General features: G+C 58.3%; 16 protein-coding genes. 7 read left to right on the top strand and 9 right to left on the bottom strand.

Going from position 1 to position 16,521, the window contains the following annotated elements; all coding sequences use genetic code 11:
- Positions 1-128: 128 nt before the first annotated feature.
- The 3 genes from ELQ88_RS05240 to ELQ88_RS05230 all read right to left on the bottom strand — a co-directional run bounded on the left by ELQ88_RS05240 (position 129) and on the right by ELQ88_RS05230 (position 3,997).
- Positions 129-803: a hypothetical protein gene (locus ELQ88_RS05240; RefSeq protein WP_138964008.1), complete on the bottom strand. Its 675-nt coding sequence runs from the start codon at positions 801-803 to the stop codon at positions 129-131.
- 63 nt (positions 804-866) lie between these two features.
- Positions 867-1,649, bottom strand: a complete 783-nt coding sequence (locus tag ELQ88_RS05235) for a hypothetical protein (protein ID WP_128874330.1) — start codon at positions 1,647-1,649, stop codon at positions 867-869.
- A 284-nt stretch (positions 1,650-1,933) separates the two neighbouring features.
- Positions 1,934-3,997 carry an AsmA family protein gene (locus tag ELQ88_RS05230; protein WP_138964005.1) on the bottom strand — a complete coding sequence of 688 codons (2,064 nt, stop codon included), beginning with the start codon at positions 3,995-3,997 and terminating at the stop codon, positions 1,934-1,936.
- 387 nt (positions 3,998-4,384) lie between these two features.
- Here ELQ88_RS05230 and ELQ88_RS05225 point away from each other — a divergent pair, with 387 nt between their 5' ends.
- From ELQ88_RS05225 to ELQ88_RS05195, 7 genes are all read left to right on the top strand, one after another.
- The gene (locus ELQ88_RS05225) at positions 4,385-4,897 is read left to right on the top strand and encodes a hypothetical protein (RefSeq protein WP_138964003.1); all 513 of its coding nucleotides are present in this window, start codon (positions 4,385-4,387) and stop codon (positions 4,895-4,897) included.
- A gap of 173 nt (positions 4,898-5,070) precedes the next feature.
- On the top strand, positions 5,071-5,703 hold the full coding sequence (locus tag ELQ88_RS05220; RefSeq protein WP_128874327.1) for a TetR family transcriptional regulator: 633 nt from the start codon (positions 5,071-5,073) through the stop codon (positions 5,701-5,703).
- A 193-nt stretch (positions 5,704-5,896) separates the two neighbouring features.
- Positions 5,897-6,397, top strand: a complete 501-nt coding sequence (gene ureE, locus ELQ88_RS05215) for an urease accessory protein UreE (protein ID WP_128874326.1) — start codon at positions 5,897-5,899, stop codon at positions 6,395-6,397.
- Positions 6,394-7,068: an urease accessory UreF family protein gene (locus ELQ88_RS05210; protein ID WP_128874325.1), complete on the top strand. Its 675-nt coding sequence runs from the start codon at positions 6,394-6,396 to the stop codon at positions 7,066-7,068. Before ureE ends, ELQ88_RS05210 begins: the two co-directional genes overlap by 4 nt.
- A gap of 23 nt (positions 7,069-7,091) precedes the next feature.
- Entirely contained in the window at positions 7,092-7,706 is a 615-nt protein-coding gene (gene ureG / locus ELQ88_RS05205) for an urease accessory protein UreG (RefSeq protein WP_128874324.1), read from the top strand.
- 35 nt (positions 7,707-7,741) lie between these two features.
- Complete coding sequence (locus ELQ88_RS05200) at positions 7,742-8,314, top strand: HupE/UreJ family protein (protein ID WP_138964001.1); 573 nt, start codon at positions 7,742-7,744, stop codon at positions 8,312-8,314.
- A gap of 124 nt (positions 8,315-8,438) precedes the next feature.
- Positions 8,439-9,566 (top strand): AGE family epimerase/isomerase, encoded by a 1,128-nt coding sequence (locus ELQ88_RS05195; protein ID WP_128874322.1) that lies wholly within the window; start codon positions 8,439-8,441, stop codon positions 9,564-9,566.
- A gap of 120 nt (positions 9,567-9,686) precedes the next feature.
- Here ELQ88_RS05195 and ELQ88_RS05190 read toward each other — a convergent pair whose 3' ends face one another.
- The 6 genes from ELQ88_RS05190 to ELQ88_RS05160 form a co-directional block, all read right to left on the bottom strand.
- Positions 9,687-10,457, bottom strand: a complete 771-nt coding sequence (locus tag ELQ88_RS05190) for an SDR family oxidoreductase (protein WP_128874321.1) — start codon at positions 10,455-10,457, stop codon at positions 9,687-9,689.
- Between the two features lie 787 nt (positions 10,458-11,244).
- Positions 11,245-11,961, bottom strand: a complete 717-nt coding sequence (locus tag ELQ88_RS05180; RefSeq protein ID WP_128874320.1) for an ABC transporter ATP-binding protein — start codon at positions 11,959-11,961, stop codon at positions 11,245-11,247.
- The gene (locus ELQ88_RS05175) at positions 11,958-12,830 is read right to left on the bottom strand and encodes an ATP-binding cassette domain-containing protein (protein ID WP_138963999.1); all 873 of its coding nucleotides are present in this window, start codon (positions 12,828-12,830) and stop codon (positions 11,958-11,960) included. Before ELQ88_RS05175 ends, ELQ88_RS05180 begins: the two co-directional genes overlap by 4 nt.
- A complete protein-coding gene (gene livM / locus ELQ88_RS05170; protein ID WP_064675642.1) occupies positions 12,827-14,110 on the bottom strand; it encodes a high-affinity branched-chain amino acid ABC transporter permease LivM in 1,284 nt (427 codons plus the stop codon). The genes ELQ88_RS05175 and livM overlap by 4 nt, the downstream gene beginning before the upstream one ends.
- 3 nt (positions 14,111-14,113) lie before the next feature.
- Positions 14,114-15,028, bottom strand: coding sequence for a branched-chain amino acid ABC transporter permease LivH (locus ELQ88_RS05165; protein ID WP_064675641.1), 915 nt, complete (start codon positions 15,026-15,028; stop codon positions 14,114-14,116).
- A 170-nt stretch (positions 15,029-15,198) separates the two neighbouring features.
- Positions 15,199-16,332, bottom strand: a complete 1,134-nt coding sequence (locus ELQ88_RS05160) for a branched-chain amino acid ABC transporter substrate-binding protein (protein ID WP_128874318.1) — start codon at positions 16,330-16,332, stop codon at positions 15,199-15,201.
- Between the last annotated feature and the right edge of the window lie 189 nt (positions 16,333-16,521).

Here is a 16,521-nt window from a genome sequence, read left to right as displayed (position 1 = left end):
CACCGTACTGAATCCAGGCCGAGGCACGTAAGAAGTTGGGCTGGCGCGAAGCCCCAACTTCTTACAGGTAAAACAAGGGCATACCGTGCTCGGCAATAAACAACCAAAGAAACAGTTATCAAGAGAGATCAAGCACCTGCGAGCTCTCCTGCTTCAGGAAGCTTGCTTGCAATAATCTCTCGCATTCGACTTTTTTCATAACTCACTTTGTTTAGCACTCGCAGCGAAACGTCCACACTGACCTTGCCTGCAATATGTTCACTCATGAAATTCTGATTGAAAAAATCAAAATCAACCTCTTGAGTGGTGTCAAAGCGAACAAACACCGAGCAAATGAGGGGCCCCTGCCCCACCAAACACAGCTGCAGGGCCAAACATGAAGCCTCATGAATGTCATTCACAGCCACCTTGACCACTGCATGCTCCCCAACCTGCGCGGCGAGCATCTCCGCGCTCGAGGCGAGTTCAATACTGCGCATCAGTCGCTCAAACTGCTCAGCTTGAGCTGAGCCTAAAGCATCCACCATTTGGGTTTTAATCAGATCTTTCACCACGATGACACTGCCTTCCATGGGCTCAAAATCATTACTCCTATTAGCCTTAAGCTCCCACTTCAAACGCCCCAAGGCATCATCGTAATCTTTATACCATTGCTGCGCTTGGGCAAACCTGTCAGCTTGTGAATTAGCATAGAGCCGAGAGAACAGCAGCGAGCTGATCACAGCTTCTTTCCAAGGATCAACAACATCGCTTGAAACGGACAACACATTACCCGCCACTACAACAACATCATCCTTGATCATATTGTTCTCCAAACTGCCTCTTTTAAAAACGGGCTGCTCATCCTGCAGCCAATAGCGCTTCCATCACTTGAGCTTGACACCCTTAAAAAATTCGTCCGAACTTATATCAAGGGCCTCCATGATTTGATCCTTCCTGCGCTCATGCATACGCAAATTGAGCTCCATGACAGTAGCTACTCTTTTCATTTTCAAATTTGAAAATTTCCACTTCCAAAACCAGGCGCCGCCCTGCGACGCTGAAAGATTGCAATCCACCGCCACGAAGGCAGCAACTGCTGTCCCTCCGGGGGTTTGCAGACAAGGGACGAGCCTGAAGTCTGCGTCGTTGCCGCTTTTGCTATTACGATCGAATAAAGTGACAAGCTCGTCATCGGATTTCATTTTGTCAAAGGCCTGCCCCAACATTGTCAGCATCGCCGGTGCGTTACGGCCAGCAACTGCCTTGACCAGATCCAGGACAATGGAATCCATTGTGACATTCGTTTGCTTGACCTCTTGCTCCTGATATTTGGAATTAGTCAGCGACCAGCCACAATGTTTCAATGCCTCAGCGTATTTCGTGTGCCATTCAACAGATGTCTTTTTCCGATCGGAGTATGAATCAGCATAGCGCTCTGCAAAATGGATACTGTCCGCCGCCGCACTCTTTTTTTCTTCGTCAAGATTGTCGGTAAACCCAATCGCTACCGGTGCATTATCACCTATTAGAAAATCAGATTTGGCAACTGCTTCACCGTTCAACGCGGCAAAGGATCTGATTTGGTTGCGCCTGTTAACCAGAGGGGCGAGTTGTGCGCCTGCAAAAAAAGCCATGCTCTCTTCAGCACTGGGTACTAAAATAGTCATATAAACTTCCATGTAAGTATTATTCGGGATCAGCCAGATGACCGACCGCTCCAACTTATCATCCCGAGCTGTACTTTCCACCGTTCATGCATGACAGGTTATTACCAAGCCCCCGACCATTACGCCTCTATGTTTAATATTTAAAAAATATTGATAGAACCCAGCGCCTGAGGCACTCAACAATCCACAATAACCGCTGATCGGCGACCTTGGAAATGCCTACTGCAACGATCCATAGCGAGCGATCAAGCTTGCTACAGATCATTGCTTGAGCTTTTTCAGCCTTATACCGTTTTCGGCGCCTTGCCCGCTTTCATCTGCTCCAGCAACGGTGCGCACTGGTTAGGCTCGCCCCCGCTCGGTGCTATTAACGCCAGCAGTCCTGCCGCTGGCGCGGCAATGACACCCAGCGCAACCATCCCGGCGCCGCGCAGTAACAGCGGAACGGCTTTCACACCCGCATCCGGCTTGATGAACTTGCCGCGCACGTACAACGGCGAACGCAACGAGATCAAACGCCACCCCTTGGATTCCGGAGAAATGGTCAGGTCCAGTTGTTCAGTCGCCATATTCGCCGTGCCATCGATATAGATGATCGCGTTCTCGGTGTCGAAGACGAACAGCCGCGTGGTTGCCAGACCGGTCTTGATGTCGAAATCGGCGGCCGCGCAGTTGATCTTCACTTCCTTGTCGCCGAAGATCTTGCCGACCACATAGTTGCCGACGTTCAGCCCGGCAAGCTCCATCAACTCGCGACTGATGGCGCCGTCATTGATCAGCATCTTCAGGTTGCCGTTGGCACTGCCCAGCAATTTGGCCACCGAGTTGCCACGCCCGGTGATGTCGGCGTCGCCATTGAGCTCACCGAAACTGGTTTTCATCGGTTCGAACGTCGGGAACAACTGCTTGAGCTTGAAGCCGCGTGCCGTGAGCTGTGCCCGGCCCTCCAACGGCTCGGTGCGACCGTTCAGACGAATCTGCGCATCCAGCTTGCCACCTGCCACACCAAAGCGCAGCGGTTCCAGGCTGAGCACGCCGTCGGTCAGCACCACATGGGTATAGAGGTCGTTGAACGGCAGTTTTTCGCTGTGGACGATGCGTTTGCCGGTGAATTCGACGTCGGCATCCATATCGCGCCAGCGCTCGGTCTTGAAGGCTTCGACCGGCAAGACTTTGTCCGCCGGTTGCTTGCTTTCGCCGCCACGGGCTTTTTGCTTGGCGTTCGAGTCGGCGCCGATCAATGGCGCCAGGTCGGCAAACAGCAACTGATTGGAAACCAGCGAGCCACTGAGTTTCGGCCGCGGCTGGCTGGCGACATAGGCCAGGCTGCCATTGATGTCGCTCGCGCCGATCTTGCCGTTGAACGCTTCGTAGCGGAACACGGCGCCACCAGGCTCATGCAGCTTGGCGATCAAATGACCGTCGGTGGCATAGGGTGGTGTATCCGGCAGGGTCACGCCGGTCAACGGGTAGAGATTGCCGAGGCTGGCACCGGCCAGTTTCAGCTGTAAGTCCAACGCACCGAGGTTCAGCGGATCGGTCAGGGTGCCAGCCAGCTCGACACTGGTGTCGGCGATCTTGACCTGGGCCTGGAGCGGAAACGGCCTGGCCGCATCCTGCAGGGCCAGCAGGCCGCCAATCTTGCCCTCGCCTGCCAGTTTCTGATTGTGGTATTGGCCTTTGACCTTCAGGGCGAACGCGTAATCCTGGGGGGTGGCGCCCTTCTCTTGCGCGGTTTTCGCCGCCTTGTCGCCGACGATATCGCTAAATGGAATCGGTTTGCCCAGCGGGTCGATGATCAGGTCAAGTTGTGTCTTGAGGCTCTGGTCGTCGAGGGTGACGTGGCCCTTGTCGAAGCCGATCGCGCCAATGTCCACCACCCAGTTCGAAGGCTCAGCGTCCGGATCCTTGGGATCGAACTTGAATGTCCAGTTGGCGCGGCCATCAGCCAGACGCTGCAGCTGGGCATTGGGTCCGGTGAGGTCGATGCGCGGGATCACCACGCGTTGGGCCAGCAAGGCCACAGGTGAAATGCGCAGTTCGACGCGCTTGAGGGTGACCATCTGCGGCTGCTTCGACCAGTCCGGGTTGCCCAGGCTCAGGTCCTCGGCCACTACATGCGGCCACGGCACCCACGCCCGCCAGCCACCTTCGTCGGGGTCGCGCTGCCAGATGACCGCCAGGTTGCCATTGATGGCGAACGGGCGGTGCAGCTCTTCAGACACTTTGGCATTGAGTGGAGGTTTGATCCGGTTCCAATCGAAGAACGCGATGACCAGAACCAGTACGGCCAGCAGAACAACCAGGCTGGCGACCGTCCAGAGAAGAATTTTACGAGTGCGCGTCATTGCACAGAGCTCCTGATACGACTGAGCGCCCTGACTGCGACGCACGTGTGAAACGTTAGGCCAGAACCGGCCTGCCCTGAAATCTACGACTGAAAAACCGGCCGCAGGTTTAATAGAAAGATTGATTCGCACACAAATAGCCGCTCGGTCGCGTGCTTACCCTCCCCTCCAGCGTTACCGCACACGCACGTTTGTGTGGCGGATGTGGGTCGAAAATACCCACACCTGTGCAAAACGGTCCTTCGGAAACACCCGATCTAGAGCCTTCTTAGCGAACAATCAATTCCGTTGATTATTACCATTGCCTTTATGAACTTTTATATCGACTTATCGAGAGTAACATTGCCCTCGTACCCACTTTATCGCCCTCCTACGGAGCATCCAATCATGAAACGCCAATTACTGCTTAGCCTTACTCTCTCAATGCTGGCCAGCACTGCTTTTGCCCTGCCGGCTGCTGACCAGGCCACTCCGCAAGTCAAAACCAGCCACTCTGTGTTCAGTCAAACCATTGCCGAAGGTGGCAATGATCGCCTGAAAGAAAAAGGCCTGATCACTCAAGATGGCTCGGACCGCACTCCACAAGGCCAGACCCTGGCTGCTGACGGTTCCGACCGCACTCCACAAGGCCAGACCCTGGCAGCTGACGGCTCCGACCGCACTCCACAAGGCCAGACCCTGGCTGCCGACGGTTCCGATCGCACCCCACAAGGCCAGACCCTGGCTGCCGACGGTTCCGACCGCACTCCACAAGGTCAAACCCTGGCTGCCGACGGTTCCGATCGCACTCCACAAGGTCAAACCCTGGCTGCCGACGGTTCCGATCGCACTCCACAAGGTCAAACCCTGGCTGAAGGTGGTGGTGACCGCGTCATCGAACGCAACAGCGCCTTGAGCTAAGCCCATGGTGGCCCTGAAAAAAAGCCCAATTCACGGATTGGGCTTTTGACGTTATGGCATTTCTCTTTATACACGCCGTACTTTCCCGCAAGATCCTCCGATAGACGTTCGACGCCGGCAAAGCCTATTTGCTAGAGTGCGCCGCTGTCCCTCTCCAGAAAAACACCCTTGCGATGCTGCCCCGCGCCGAACAGAAACAACAGACCCGCAACGCCCTGATGGACGCCGCCCGCCACTTGATGGAATGCGGCCGAGGATTCGGCAGCCTGAGCCTGCGCGAAGTGGCGAGGACCGCCGGCATCGTTCCTACCGGCTTCTACCGGCATTTCGCCGACATGGATGAACTGGGCCTGGTGCTGGTCAGCGAAGTCGGCCAGACCTTCCGCGAAACCATCCGCCTGGTGCGCCACAACGAGTTTGTCATGGGCGGCATCATCGACGCCTCCGTACGAATCTTTCTCGATGTGGTGTCGGCCAATCGTTCGCAATTCCTGTTTCTGGCCCGGGAGCAATACGGTGGCTCGCTGCCGGTGCGCCTGGCCATCGGTCGTTTGCGCGAAGACATCAGTTCGGACCTGGCCACTGATCTGTCGCTGATGCCGAAACTGCAACACCTCGATATCGCCGCGCTCAGCGTGATGGCCGATCTGATCGTCAAGAGCGTGTTTGCGACCTTGCCAGACATCATTGATCCGCCGACGCAGGCGCTGCCCGAACACCTGACACCGCAGGTGAAGATTACCCAGCAGTTGCGGTTCATCTTTATCGGATTGAAGCATTGGCAGGGGCTCGGCAGTACCGAGTAGCTCCGACCGTGTGTGGACGAGTTGAGCGTGCGCCGCAAATTGGTGCATCGCACTCGTCCTCGCACCAAATTAATTCAGTTTTCTACTTCACCGCCAAACGTCTTACAGGCTTCAACGCCTTTTTCCTACACATCGCTTCATTGGCAAGCCCCTTGCTCTAGCCTGACTATTGTTCATAGTTGGAAGCCTTCCGATGCTGGTGATTCATCGCAGAATCGACCCTCAACCTGTCTGGGCCGCTGAGTTGCACCTGACTTTCGAAGCCCGGAGCAAAAGCCGTCTGCGCTGTTTCAGTGCCGAGGGTGAAGACGTCGGATTGTTTTTGGAGCGCGGTCAACCGCCGCTGTATGACGGCGAATGTCTGCTAAGCGAAGACGGGCGCATCGTTCGCGTCCGCGCCCGAGCCGAACAATTGCTGCACGTCACCTGCGCCAATGCCTTCGAACTGACCCGCGCCGCCTATCACCTGGGCAACCGCCACGTCGCACTGCAAGTCGGGGATGGCTGGCTGCGTCTGCTCGATGACTATGTGCTCAAGGCCATGCTCGAACAACTGGGGGCCAGGGTCGAGGGCTGCGAGGCGCCGTTTCAGCCGGAACACGGTGCCTATGGCGGGGGCCATCACCATTCACGCCATGGTGACGAAGCGTTCAACTACCCGCCGAAGCTGCACCAGTTCGGCGTGCGTTCATGAATCCAGCCTGGGCCCTGCTGCGTCTGGCCAGTCCGCAATTGCCGATTGGTGGCTACAGCTATTCCCAAGGCCTGGAAATGGCTGTGGATAACGGCCGTGTCAATGATCCCGACAGTGCGCGACGCTGGATCAGCGATCAACTGCTGCTGAACCTGGCACGCTTTGAAGCGCCGCTACTGCTCGCCCATTGCACGGCTGCGGCCGAGGAAAACTGGGGCGAACTGCTACAGCGTTGTGAGGAGCATCGTGCGAGCCGGGAAACCCGCGAGCTGCACCAGGAAAGCCGGCAAATGGGCTATTCCCTGCAGCAACTGCTCAATGGCTTGCCAGAACTGGATGCCCCGGCCCGCGCCTTCCTCGAACAACACCCCGAACCGCACCTGGCCCTCGGTTGGGCGCTGGCCGCTCGCGCCTGGCACATCAGTGCGCAGGACGCGCTGGCGGCATGGCTCTGGAGCTGGCTGGAAAACCAACTGGCCGTGTTGATGAAAACCCTGCCCCTGGGCCAGCAAGCCGCGCAACGCCTGACCAGCGAACTGCTGCCATTGCTGCAACAGGCTCAGCAAAACACCACCCGAATCAACCCCGCACACTGTGGCAGCGCCGCTTTCGGCTTGTCGCTGGCGTGCATGGCCCATGAGCGCCAGTACAGCCGCCTGTTTCGTTCCTAGGGCCTTTTAATTTGGAGAATCATATGAACACACAACCTCTGCGTGTCGGCATCGGCGGCCCGGTCGGTTCCGGCAAAACCGCGCTGACCCTGGCCTTGTGCCTGGCGCTGCGCGACCGCTACAACCTGGCGGTGGTGACCAACGACATCTACACCCGCGAAGACGCCGACTTCCTGGTGCGCAACGAAGCCCTGGCGCCGGAGCGGATCATCGGAGTGGAAACTGGCGGCTGCCCGCATACGGCGATCCGCGAAGACGCTTCGATCAACCTGGAGGCCGTGGATCAACTGAACCGTCGCTTTCCCGGGTTGGACCTGATTCTGGTTGAGTCCGGAGGCGATAACCTCTCGGCGACGTTCAGCCCGGAACTGTCCGACCTGACCATTTACGTGATCGATGTGTCGGCTGGCGACAAGCTGCCGCGCAAGGGCGGGCCGGGGATCTGCAAATCCGATCTGCTGGTGATCAATAAAATCGATCTTGCGCCGCTGGTAGGCGCGTCGCTGGAACTGATGGACAGCGACACCAAACGCATGCGTAACGGCAAGCCGTTTGTCTTCAGCAACCAGAAAACCGGCTTGGGACTGGAGGAAATAATCGCCTTCATCGAACGCCAGGGCCTGCTGACCGGGGCCTGATCTCGCTCAACTGTTATCAACAAGGAAGCTTATCCATGACACTTAAACGCATTCTGGGCGCCATGGCCCTGCTGCTGACTCCGGCCGTCGCATTCGCCCACCCGGGTCATGGCGATAACGGTTTGATCGCTGGTATCAGCCATCCGATCGCAGGCCTCGATCATTTGCTGGCGATGGTTGCAGTCGGGCTGTGGGCTGCGCAGCAGAAAGGCGCCGCGCGGTGGGTTTTGCCCTGCACATTCGTCGGCACCATGCTGATCGGCGGGCTCTTGGGCTTTGAAGGGCTGGCGCTGCCAGCGCTGGAAAGCGCGATTGCGGGATCGGTGTTGGCGTTGGGTCTGGCGGTAGCCCTGGCAGTGCGTCCGCCGTTGAGCCTGGCGGTGGGCGCGACCGCGGTGTTCGCGCTGTTCCATGGCGTGGCGCATGGGTTGGAGTTGCCGGACATGTCGAGTCCTTGGGCGTATGCGGCGGGGTTTGTAGTGGCGACTGCGGCATTGCATGCGGCGGGTTATGCGGTGGTGCGGGTGTTGCCTCAGGCGGCGGCACCGCTGGTTCGGCTGGTGGGTGCGGGTTCGGCGGCGACTGGGGCCTGGTTGCTGGCGGGCTGATTTTTTTATCGCCTGTGATGGCCTCTTCGCGAGCAAGCTCGCGAAGGCGGCCTGACAGACATCGCTCGGGCCGACCTCTCTGCTAACATGTCGCGCAATCAACCTGCCGTGACGACGCCAGCCAATGCCGCCAGTTTCCCGCTCCGCCTCCCAGCCTGAATTGACCGCACTGTTCGCCCGGGTGCAACAGCACTTTCTGGACGTGATCGTGCCGCTCTGGCAAGGACCCGGCTGGAACCCCGATATGGCGTTGCCGTACGAAGCACTGGACGCCAGTCATCTACCGCTGCCTCCTCAACGCTATCGGGCAATGGCCTGCGCGCGGCAGTTGTATCTGTTTTCAAGCCTGATCGGCCAGGTGCCGGCCGCCGAAGAGCGCGCCGCAGCGTTGTTCCACTCCTTGCAAACGCATTTTCACGACACCGAGCACGGCGGCTGGTTCTACAGCATCGACCCGCACGGAGCCCCGCTGGATCAGCGCAAAGACCTCTACACCCACGCATTCATCCTCTTCGCCTGCGCCCATTACTGGGACAAAGTTCGCGAACCGCAGGTGGAGTCGGTGCTCAACGCGGCACTGGCAACGATTGCGCAGCATTTCGCCACGGGTGACGGCCTGTACGAAGCCAGCCTTGATCGTGACTGGTCATCGCTCGACACCGGACCGCTGCAGAATCCTCTGATGCACCTGGCCGAAGCCTTCCTCGCCACGTTGTCGGTACGTGAAGACAACGCCGTGCAAGACGCGCTCGTTGATTTATGCACTGCCATGCACGAGCGTTTTATCGATCCGCACCACGATGTGTTGATGGAAAAACCGCTGGGGGCCGAGGCTAACTGGTTTGAACCGGGGCATCAGTTCGAATGGTATTTCCTGCTGGAGTCTTCGCCGTTACTGCACGGTTCGGCATTGCACACGTCACTGGAGCGCGCCTTCGCGTTCACCGAGCAACTGGGCGTCGATCGACAGACCGGCGCAGTGCGGGCGATGCTCACTCTGGAGGGACTTTCCAAGGATGCCACCCAACGAATCTGGGCTCAGGCCGAGTACCTGCGCGCCCTGACCCTGCGCCCGGGCAGCGAGAATGCGCTGCTACAGCAGTTACAGGCATTGCAGCAGCGCCATCTGCATGCAGAGGGCTGGTACGAGTGTCGGGATGAGCAGGGTGAAGTGAGTCGTCAGGATATGCCTTCGACCACGCCCTATCACTTGGCGACCTGTTATGGCGGATTGGCCGATTATCTTCGTTGAATGAGAAATCGCCTTCGCGGGCAAGCCACGCTCCCACAGGGTTTTGCGCCGTTCACATTGTAGTGAACCGGCACAAACCCTGTGGGAGCGGGCTTGCCCGCGATTGGCGGTTACACGGTCTTATGCCCTGTCGCTATTACGCTCTATGGCAAACCCGCTCCAGGTCTGGCTCACCGGCATCAGCTCCAGGCTGTTGATGTTGATGTGCGCCGGGGCGTTGAGTACCCAGAAAATTGTTTCGGCGATGTCTTGTGGCTGGATCGGATCGGCACCGGCGTAGGTCGCGTTGTAACGCTCCTGGTCACCGGCGAAACGCACCAGTGAAAACTCGCTCTCGCACATGCCCGGCTCGATGTTGCTGACGCGCACGCCGGTCCCTTGCAGGTCGCAGCGCAGGTTCAGGGAGAACTGTTTGACGAACGCCTTGCTCGCGCCATACACATGGCTGCCCGGATACGGGTAGTTGCCGGCGACGGAGCCGAGGTTGACGATGCTGGCACCGCGACCATGGGCGATCAGGCGCGGCAACAGCAGGCGCGTGCTGTACATCAGGCCTTTGATGTTGGTGTCGACCATGGTGTCCCAATCGTCGAGATCGCATTTGGGCGCCGGGTCAACCCCCAGGGCCAGGCCCGCGTTGTTGATCAACCCGCGCAGTTTGGCGAACGAAGGCGGCAGATTGGCTATCGCCTCCTCCATGGCCTTGCGATCACGCACGTCGAGCACCAGGCCATGGACCTCGGTCTGTTTCGACAAGTCGGCGCACAGGGCATTGAGGCGCTCTTCACGACGGCCTGTCAGCACCAGTTTCCAGCCGGCGTCGGCAAAACGACGGGCACAGGCCTCACCAAAACCGGAGGTCGCGCCGGTAATAAACAGGGTGTTGGACATCGTGTTCTCCTTGCTTCGGCTGACAGACAGCCATTGGGATAGAAAATCAGCTGGCAGCATGCCCCGCCCCGCTCTCACCGGCAACCATTCCACGATCGCGATTCTGTGCAAAAAATGATCAACACGACGAACGCCTTACCCACTGTGGCTTGCAGCCATGTGCGCGCACCTTATCCACAGCCCCATCCACACATTCCGGGGGCAAGTGGAAAAGCTGAAAGCCGCTGTGTACAAGGCTTGGCGAGCAGTTTTGAAACTTTTTTGCTTGACCCTGGCTGTCCTGCCGTGCAGCCCCAAGGCATTTTGCACGATCCGGGGTAAAACCGACGATGGCGCCAAGCCAGTAACTACGGCCTCCAGCGGAGTCTTTCCAGAGTTTAACCACAGACTTATCCACAGGCTGCCCGGGCACATTCCAACGTGTTTTTGCTGCCAACAAAAAGGTTGACAAAGTCGGGTCACCGTCCGAAAAAAACGCTTGATCAAAAAACAACCACAACCCTGCAGACCACGTTTTCAAAGGCTTTCAGCCAGCTACTCCCACGTTATTCACAGCCAGCTCCACAGCAAACGGGGACAAGTCAAAACTGTGACAAAACAACTATTTGCAGCGGCTTTATGTCGCGCTTTGAGAGGTCGCGAATATTGTTTTCCACAATTTCGCTTTACCTTGTGACTTCCTTGATTTCCTCCTACGGGTTGACACTCCTACAAGGGTGAACAGATTTACCGGGGGCATAAAAAAACGCCCTGAGTTCGTCAGGGCGTTTTTTGGTTACTCAACGGTTCAGTGCCCGCCGAGATAAGCGTTACGCACCTCCTCGTTGACCAGCAGCTCCTTGCCGGTGCCTGTGATGCGGATCTCGCCGTTGACCATCACGTAGGCCCGGTCCGACAGCTTGAGGGCGTGGTTGGCGTTCTGCTCGACCAGGAAGATGGTCATGCCGGTCTTCGCCAGCTCCCGCAGGGTGGCGAAAATCTGCTTCACCACGATCGGCGCCAGCCCCAGGCTAGGTTCATCGAGCAACAGCAGTTTCGGCCGGCTCATCAGCGCCCGGGCGATGGCCAGCATTTGCTGCTCGCCACCAGACATGGTCATGGCCCGCTGGGTACGACGCTCCTTGAGCCGTGGAAACAGCTCGAACATGCGCTGCATATCTTCGGTGGCGTACTTGTCACCGATCGGGATGGTGCCCATCAGCAGGTTTTCCTCGACTGTCATGTCGGGGAATACCCGCCGACCTTCCGGCGACTGGGCAATGCCGTGGGAGGCGATGTAGTGGGACGATTTGTGGGTGATGTCCACCCCTTGATAGACGATCGCCCCGCTTGCCGCCCGTGGCTGACCGAAAATCGACATCAGCAGCGTCGATTTGCCGGCGCCGTTGGAGCCAATCAGGCTGACGGTTTCCCCTTCGTTGATGTGCAGCGAGACTTTCTTCAGGGCCTGGATCGGCCCGTAGAACACGTCCAGTTCCTTGAGCTCGAGGATGGGTTGGGTCATACCACCTCCTCTTCTTCGGCGCCCAAGTAGGCGGCAATCACCTTGGGATCGTTGCGAATGGCCTCAGGCCCGCCCTCGGCAATGACGATGCCGTGGTCCAGCACCACAATGTGATCGGAAATGCTCATGACCATGCCCATATCGTGTTCGATCAGCACCACGGTCAGATCGTGCTCGTCGCGCAGCAGCCGGATCATCGCGCTCAGCGCTTCGGTTTCCTGAGGGTTGAGACCGGCAGCCGGTTCGTCGAGGCAGATGATCTGCGGCCGGGTGCACATGGCCCGGGCGATTTCCAGGCGGCGTTGCTGGCCGTAGGACAGCTCGCCGGCCAGACGGTTGGCGCAGTCCACCAGGTCCACCACTTCCAGCCAGTAGAACGCGTGGTCCAGTGCATCGCTTTCGGCCTTGCGATAGCCCTTGGTGTTGAGGATACCGGCCAGCAGGTTGCGATTGACCCACATGTGCTGGGCGACCAGCAGGTTTTCCAGCACCGACATTTCCTTGAACAGGCGAATGTTCTGGAACGTGCGCGCCAGGCCTGCCCGGTTCACCAGGTGGGTGCCGCCGAACATTTTGTAGCGCAGCCGGTTGATGAAGTTTTTCGGGGAAACGAAATCGACGGCTTTGAACGATTCGCCCAGCAGCTGGATCACGTTGGTTCGCTTGCCACGGGTATTGAGTTCGATCCTGCCGCCGGAGGCTTTGTAGAACCCGGTCAGGCAGTTGAACACGGTGGTCTTGCCGGCTCCGTTGGGGCCGATCAAGGCGAAGATCGAGTTGCGGTGCACTTTCAGGCTGACATCGCTCAATGCCTTGATGCCGCCGAAGTGCATCATCAGCTTCTCGACCGAGAGTACGACTTCGCTCATGGCGCTACTCCTTTACGTGGCGTCACACCGGTACGGCTGATCCGAATCAGGCCGCGCGGTCGCCATATCATCATCAACACCATCAGGATGCCGAACAGCAATACGCGGTATTCGGCGAAGCCGCGCAACAGTTCCGGGGCCACGGTCAGCACGAATGCGGCGATGACCACGCCGATGGTCGAGCCCATGCCGCCAAGTACCACGATGGCGAGGATCAGTGCCGATTCAAAGAAGGTGAACGAGGTCGGGTTGACGAAACCTTGATAAGTGGCGAAGAACACGCCAGCCAGACCAGCCGTCGATGCGCCGATGGTGAACGCCGAAAGCTTGACCAGCACGTGGTTCAGGCCCATGGAGCGGCAAGCGATTTCGTCTTCGCGCAAGGCTTCCCAGGCGCGGCCGACCGGCATGCGGGTCAAGCGATGCTTGACGTACAGCACGGCCAGCACCACCAGGAACAACACCGCATAAATGAAGTAGTACTTCACGTCCGGGTTATAGGCGATGCCGAAAAACTCATGGAACGGAACGCCCCCCTCCTTCGCTCGCTTACCGAACTCGAGGCCGAAGAAGGTCGGCAACGGCGCCGCCATGCCGTTCGGGCCACCGGTCAGGGACAGCCAGTTGTTAAGGATCAGCCGGATGATTTCACCAAAGCCCAGGGTCACGATTGCCAGGTAGTCACCGTGCAGTCGCAGCACCGGGAAACCCAGGATGCAACCGGCCAGGCCAGCCGTGATCGCCGCCAGCGGCAGCACCGTCCAGAAACCGAGCCCCAGGTATTGATAACCGAGCGCCAGTCCATAGGCACCGATGGCGTAGAACGCCACATAACCCAGGTCGAGCAGGCCGGCGAGGCCGACCACGATGTTCAGCCCCAAGCCCAACAGCACGTAGATCAGCCCGAGGATGACCACGCCCAGCAGGTAGGAGTTGGAGAAAAACGGGAACACCACGGCGACGACGATCACCACCGGAATGATCCAGCGCAACCGGGTCTTGTAGTCCGGCGGCAGTACATGCACCCCGGAGCCGGTGCTTTCGAAACCTTCGAGAATCTTCAAGCCCTTGGGGGTTTGCAGGAACAGGCTCAGGGCAAAGCGGCCCGCCATGACGATGGCGACAATCCATGCCACCCGGGTCGTTTCCAGGTTGAAGCCGTAGCCGTCCAGGACCACGCCAACAATCGGGCCGAACACAATCAGGGCCACCAGGCCGGCGAGAATCGCGTCAACCAGGCTTCTTTTGAGATCAATGGTTTTTTTAGTGGTTGAAGACATCGCTTACACCTTCGACACAAGAGGACGGCCGAGCAGGCCTTGGGGCCGAAAGACCAGAACGAGAACGAGCAGCGAGAAGCTGAAGACGTCTTTGTAGTCCGAGTTGACCAATCCGGAGAACAGCGACTCGGAGATCCCGAGAATGATCCCGCCGAGCATTGCCCCGGGCAACGAGCCGATCCCACCGAGCACCGCGGCGGTGAACGCCTTGATGCCGATGATGAAGCCCGCGTAGAAGTCGAATGTGCCGTAGTTCATAGTGATCAGCACGCCGGCCAGGGCCGCCATCGCGGCACCGATGATGAACACGTAGGAAATCACGCGATCGGTGTTGATCCCCAGGATCGAGGCCATCTTGCGGTCTTGCTGGGTGGCGCGGCACATGCGGCCGAGCTTGGTGTACTTGATGATGTAGGTCAGCAGGGCCATCCCGGCAAACGCTGCGACCAGAATGAAGATCTTGGTGTAGGTGAGCTGAACGAAGCCGGTCCCGACTTCAACTCGCCATGCACCGGTGAGCAGTGTCGGCACGCCTTGTTGACGGGCGCCCTGGGCGATCTGTGCATAGTTCTGCAGGATCAGGGAAATACCGATGGCGCTGATCAGCGGGGCCAGTCGGGTAGAGTTGCGCAGCGGTTTATAGGCGACGCGCTCGATGACCCAGCCATACACCGCCGTGACGATGATGGTGAAGATCAGTGTGCCGAGCATCAGCAGGGGGAAGGATTCGATACCGAAGTATGCCAGCAGAGCCAGACTGATTGCCGCGAGGTAAGCGGAAATCATGTAAACCTCGCCGTGGGCGAAGTTGATCATGCCGATGATGCCATAGACCATTGTGTAGCCGATGGCGATCAGGCCATAGACCGACCCGAGGGTCAGGCCGTTGACCAGTTGCTGCAGGAAAATACCATCCATAACGCAATCTCACGCATTTGAGAGACTGCACAGAAGCCAGGTGCGACGGGCTGGGGTTCAGCCACCCGTACAACAGGGTTGTGTGCAGCTCTACGAGAAAAGACAGGTACTGCACGGACATGTTCTTTGATTGCCAGGCGCACCAGGCGCCGGGCAATCAGCAGGTCATATCACTTCTGTTTTTCCAGCTGGTGGTATTTGCCGTCCTTATCCCACTGGTAAACCACGTAGTCGGAGACTTTCAGGTCGCCCTTGGCGTCCCAGGTCTTCTCGCCCATCACGGTCTTGACCGGGTTTTTCTTCAGCCACTCGGCGGCTTTCTCGCCACTGTTGGATTTGGCGCCATTGAAGGCCGCGGCCAGCGTCTGGACTGAAGCATAGGCGTACAAGGTGTAGCCTTCAGGCTCGGTGCCCTTCTTGCGGAACTCATCCACTACGGTCTTGCTTTCTGGCAGCAGGCGCGGGTCGGCGCCGAAGGTCATCAGCACGCCGTCGACGAATTGCGGACCGCCAGCGGTGGTCACCAGTTCGTCGGTCACGATGCCATCGTCGGACATGAACTTGACGTCTTTGAGACCTTGCTCACGCAGTTGGCGCACCAGGGGACCGGCTTCCGGGTGCAGGCCACCGAAGTAGACGACGTCGGCGCCAGCGCCGCGGATCTTGGTGACGATAGTGCTGAAGTCTTTTTCGCCACGGGTCAGGCCTTCGTACAACACCGGCTTCACGCCGCGTTTTTCCAGCTGGGCCTTGGTAGCGTCCGCCAGGCCTTGGCCGTAGGTATCCTTGTCGTGCAGGACCACGACTTTCTTGCCCTTGAGCACGTCGACGATGTAGTCGCCCGCCACGATGCCTTGCTGGTCGTCACGCCCGCACATACGGAACATGGCACTCAGGCCGCGCTCGGTAACCGCCGGGTTGGTGGAGCCGGGAGTGATCGCAATGATGCCCGCTTCATCGTAGATCTCGGAAGCCGGAATGGTCGACGAAGAGCAGAAGTGACCGACCACGCCAACGACTTTCTGGTTGGTCAGGTCCTTGGCGACCGTCACAGCCTGTTTCGGTTCGCAGGCGTCATCGCCCTTGACCAGGACGATTTTTTCCCCGTTGACGCCGCCCGCCGCGTTGACCGCATCGGCCGCCGCTTGTGCACCCTTCATGTACTGCTCGCCAAATGCCGCGTTGGCACCTGTCATTGGACCCGCCACACCAATTTTTACGTCAGCCTGTGCAAACGCAGAAACACCCAACGCAGCTGCCACTGCGAGGGCCAGAAAGCCTTTCTTGTAAAACGTCTGGGACATGAGGTGGTGCTCCATGGTTTTTTTTAGTTGGCACTGCGACTTCTCTGAATGCTCAGAGCAAGGGCCGTGCCATCGGTTTTTTATTCTGGGAAAAGTCGCTACCTTATTGTTCTTACGACTGTTTCGAGCCCATTTTCATTGGGCGTGCAACCATCTAAACCGCGGAAGGTGAAACCATTTATTTTTTAA

It is taken from the genome of Pseudomonas sp. MPC6, from assembly GCF_006094435.1.
Classification (GTDB): domain Bacteria; phylum Pseudomonadota; class Gammaproteobacteria; order Pseudomonadales; family Pseudomonadaceae; genus Aquipseudomonas.
Note: the sequence above shows the minus strand (reverse complement) of the source record. Positions and strands in the feature narration are given on the sequence as shown.

Coding starts and splice junctions, on each gene's coding strand:
- ELQ88_RS05240 (WP_138964008.1), bottom strand. CDS start 803: ATGATCAAGGATGATGTTGTTGTAGTGGCGGGTAATGTGTTGTCCGTT.
- ELQ88_RS05235 (WP_128874330.1), bottom strand. CDS start 1,649: ATGACTATTTTAGTACCCAGTGCTGAAGAGAGCATGGCTTTTTTTGCA.
- ELQ88_RS05230 (WP_138964005.1), bottom strand. CDS start 3,997: ATGACGCGCACTCGTAAAATTCTTCTCTGGACGGTCGCCAGCCTGGTT.
- ELQ88_RS05225 (WP_138964003.1), top strand. CDS start 4,385: ATGAAACGCCAATTACTGCTTAGCCTTACTCTCTCAATGCTGGCCAGC.
- ELQ88_RS05220 (WP_128874327.1), top strand. CDS start 5,071: ATGCTGCCCCGCGCCGAACAGAAACAACAGACCCGCAACGCCCTGATG.
- ureE (WP_128874326.1), top strand. CDS start 5,897: ATGCTGGTGATTCATCGCAGAATCGACCCTCAACCTGTCTGGGCCGCT.
- ELQ88_RS05210 (WP_128874325.1), top strand. CDS start 6,394: ATGAATCCAGCCTGGGCCCTGCTGCGTCTGGCCAGTCCGCAATTGCCG.
- ureG (WP_128874324.1), top strand. CDS start 7,092: ATGAACACACAACCTCTGCGTGTCGGCATCGGCGGCCCGGTCGGTTCC.
- ELQ88_RS05200 (WP_138964001.1), top strand. CDS start 7,742: ATGACACTTAAACGCATTCTGGGCGCCATGGCCCTGCTGCTGACTCCG.
- ELQ88_RS05195 (WP_128874322.1), top strand. CDS start 8,439: ATGCCGCCAGTTTCCCGCTCCGCCTCCCAGCCTGAATTGACCGCACTG.
- ELQ88_RS05190 (WP_128874321.1), bottom strand. CDS start 10,457: ATGTCCAACACCCTGTTTATTACCGGCGCGACCTCCGGTTTTGGTGAG.
- ELQ88_RS05180 (WP_128874320.1), bottom strand. CDS start 11,961: ATGACCCAACCCATCCTCGAGCTCAAGGAACTGGACGTGTTCTACGGG.
- ELQ88_RS05175 (WP_138963999.1), bottom strand. CDS start 12,830: ATGAGCGAAGTCGTACTCTCGGTCGAGAAGCTGATGATGCACTTCGGC.
- livM (WP_064675642.1), bottom strand. CDS start 14,110: ATGTCTTCAACCACTAAAAAAACCATTGATCTCAAAAGAAGCCTGGTT.
- ELQ88_RS05165 (WP_064675641.1), bottom strand. CDS start 15,028: ATGGATGGTATTTTCCTGCAGCAACTGGTCAACGGCCTGACCCTCGGG.
- ELQ88_RS05160 (WP_128874318.1), bottom strand. CDS start 16,332: ATGTCCCAGACGTTTTACAAGAAAGGCTTTCTGGCCCTCGCAGTGGCA.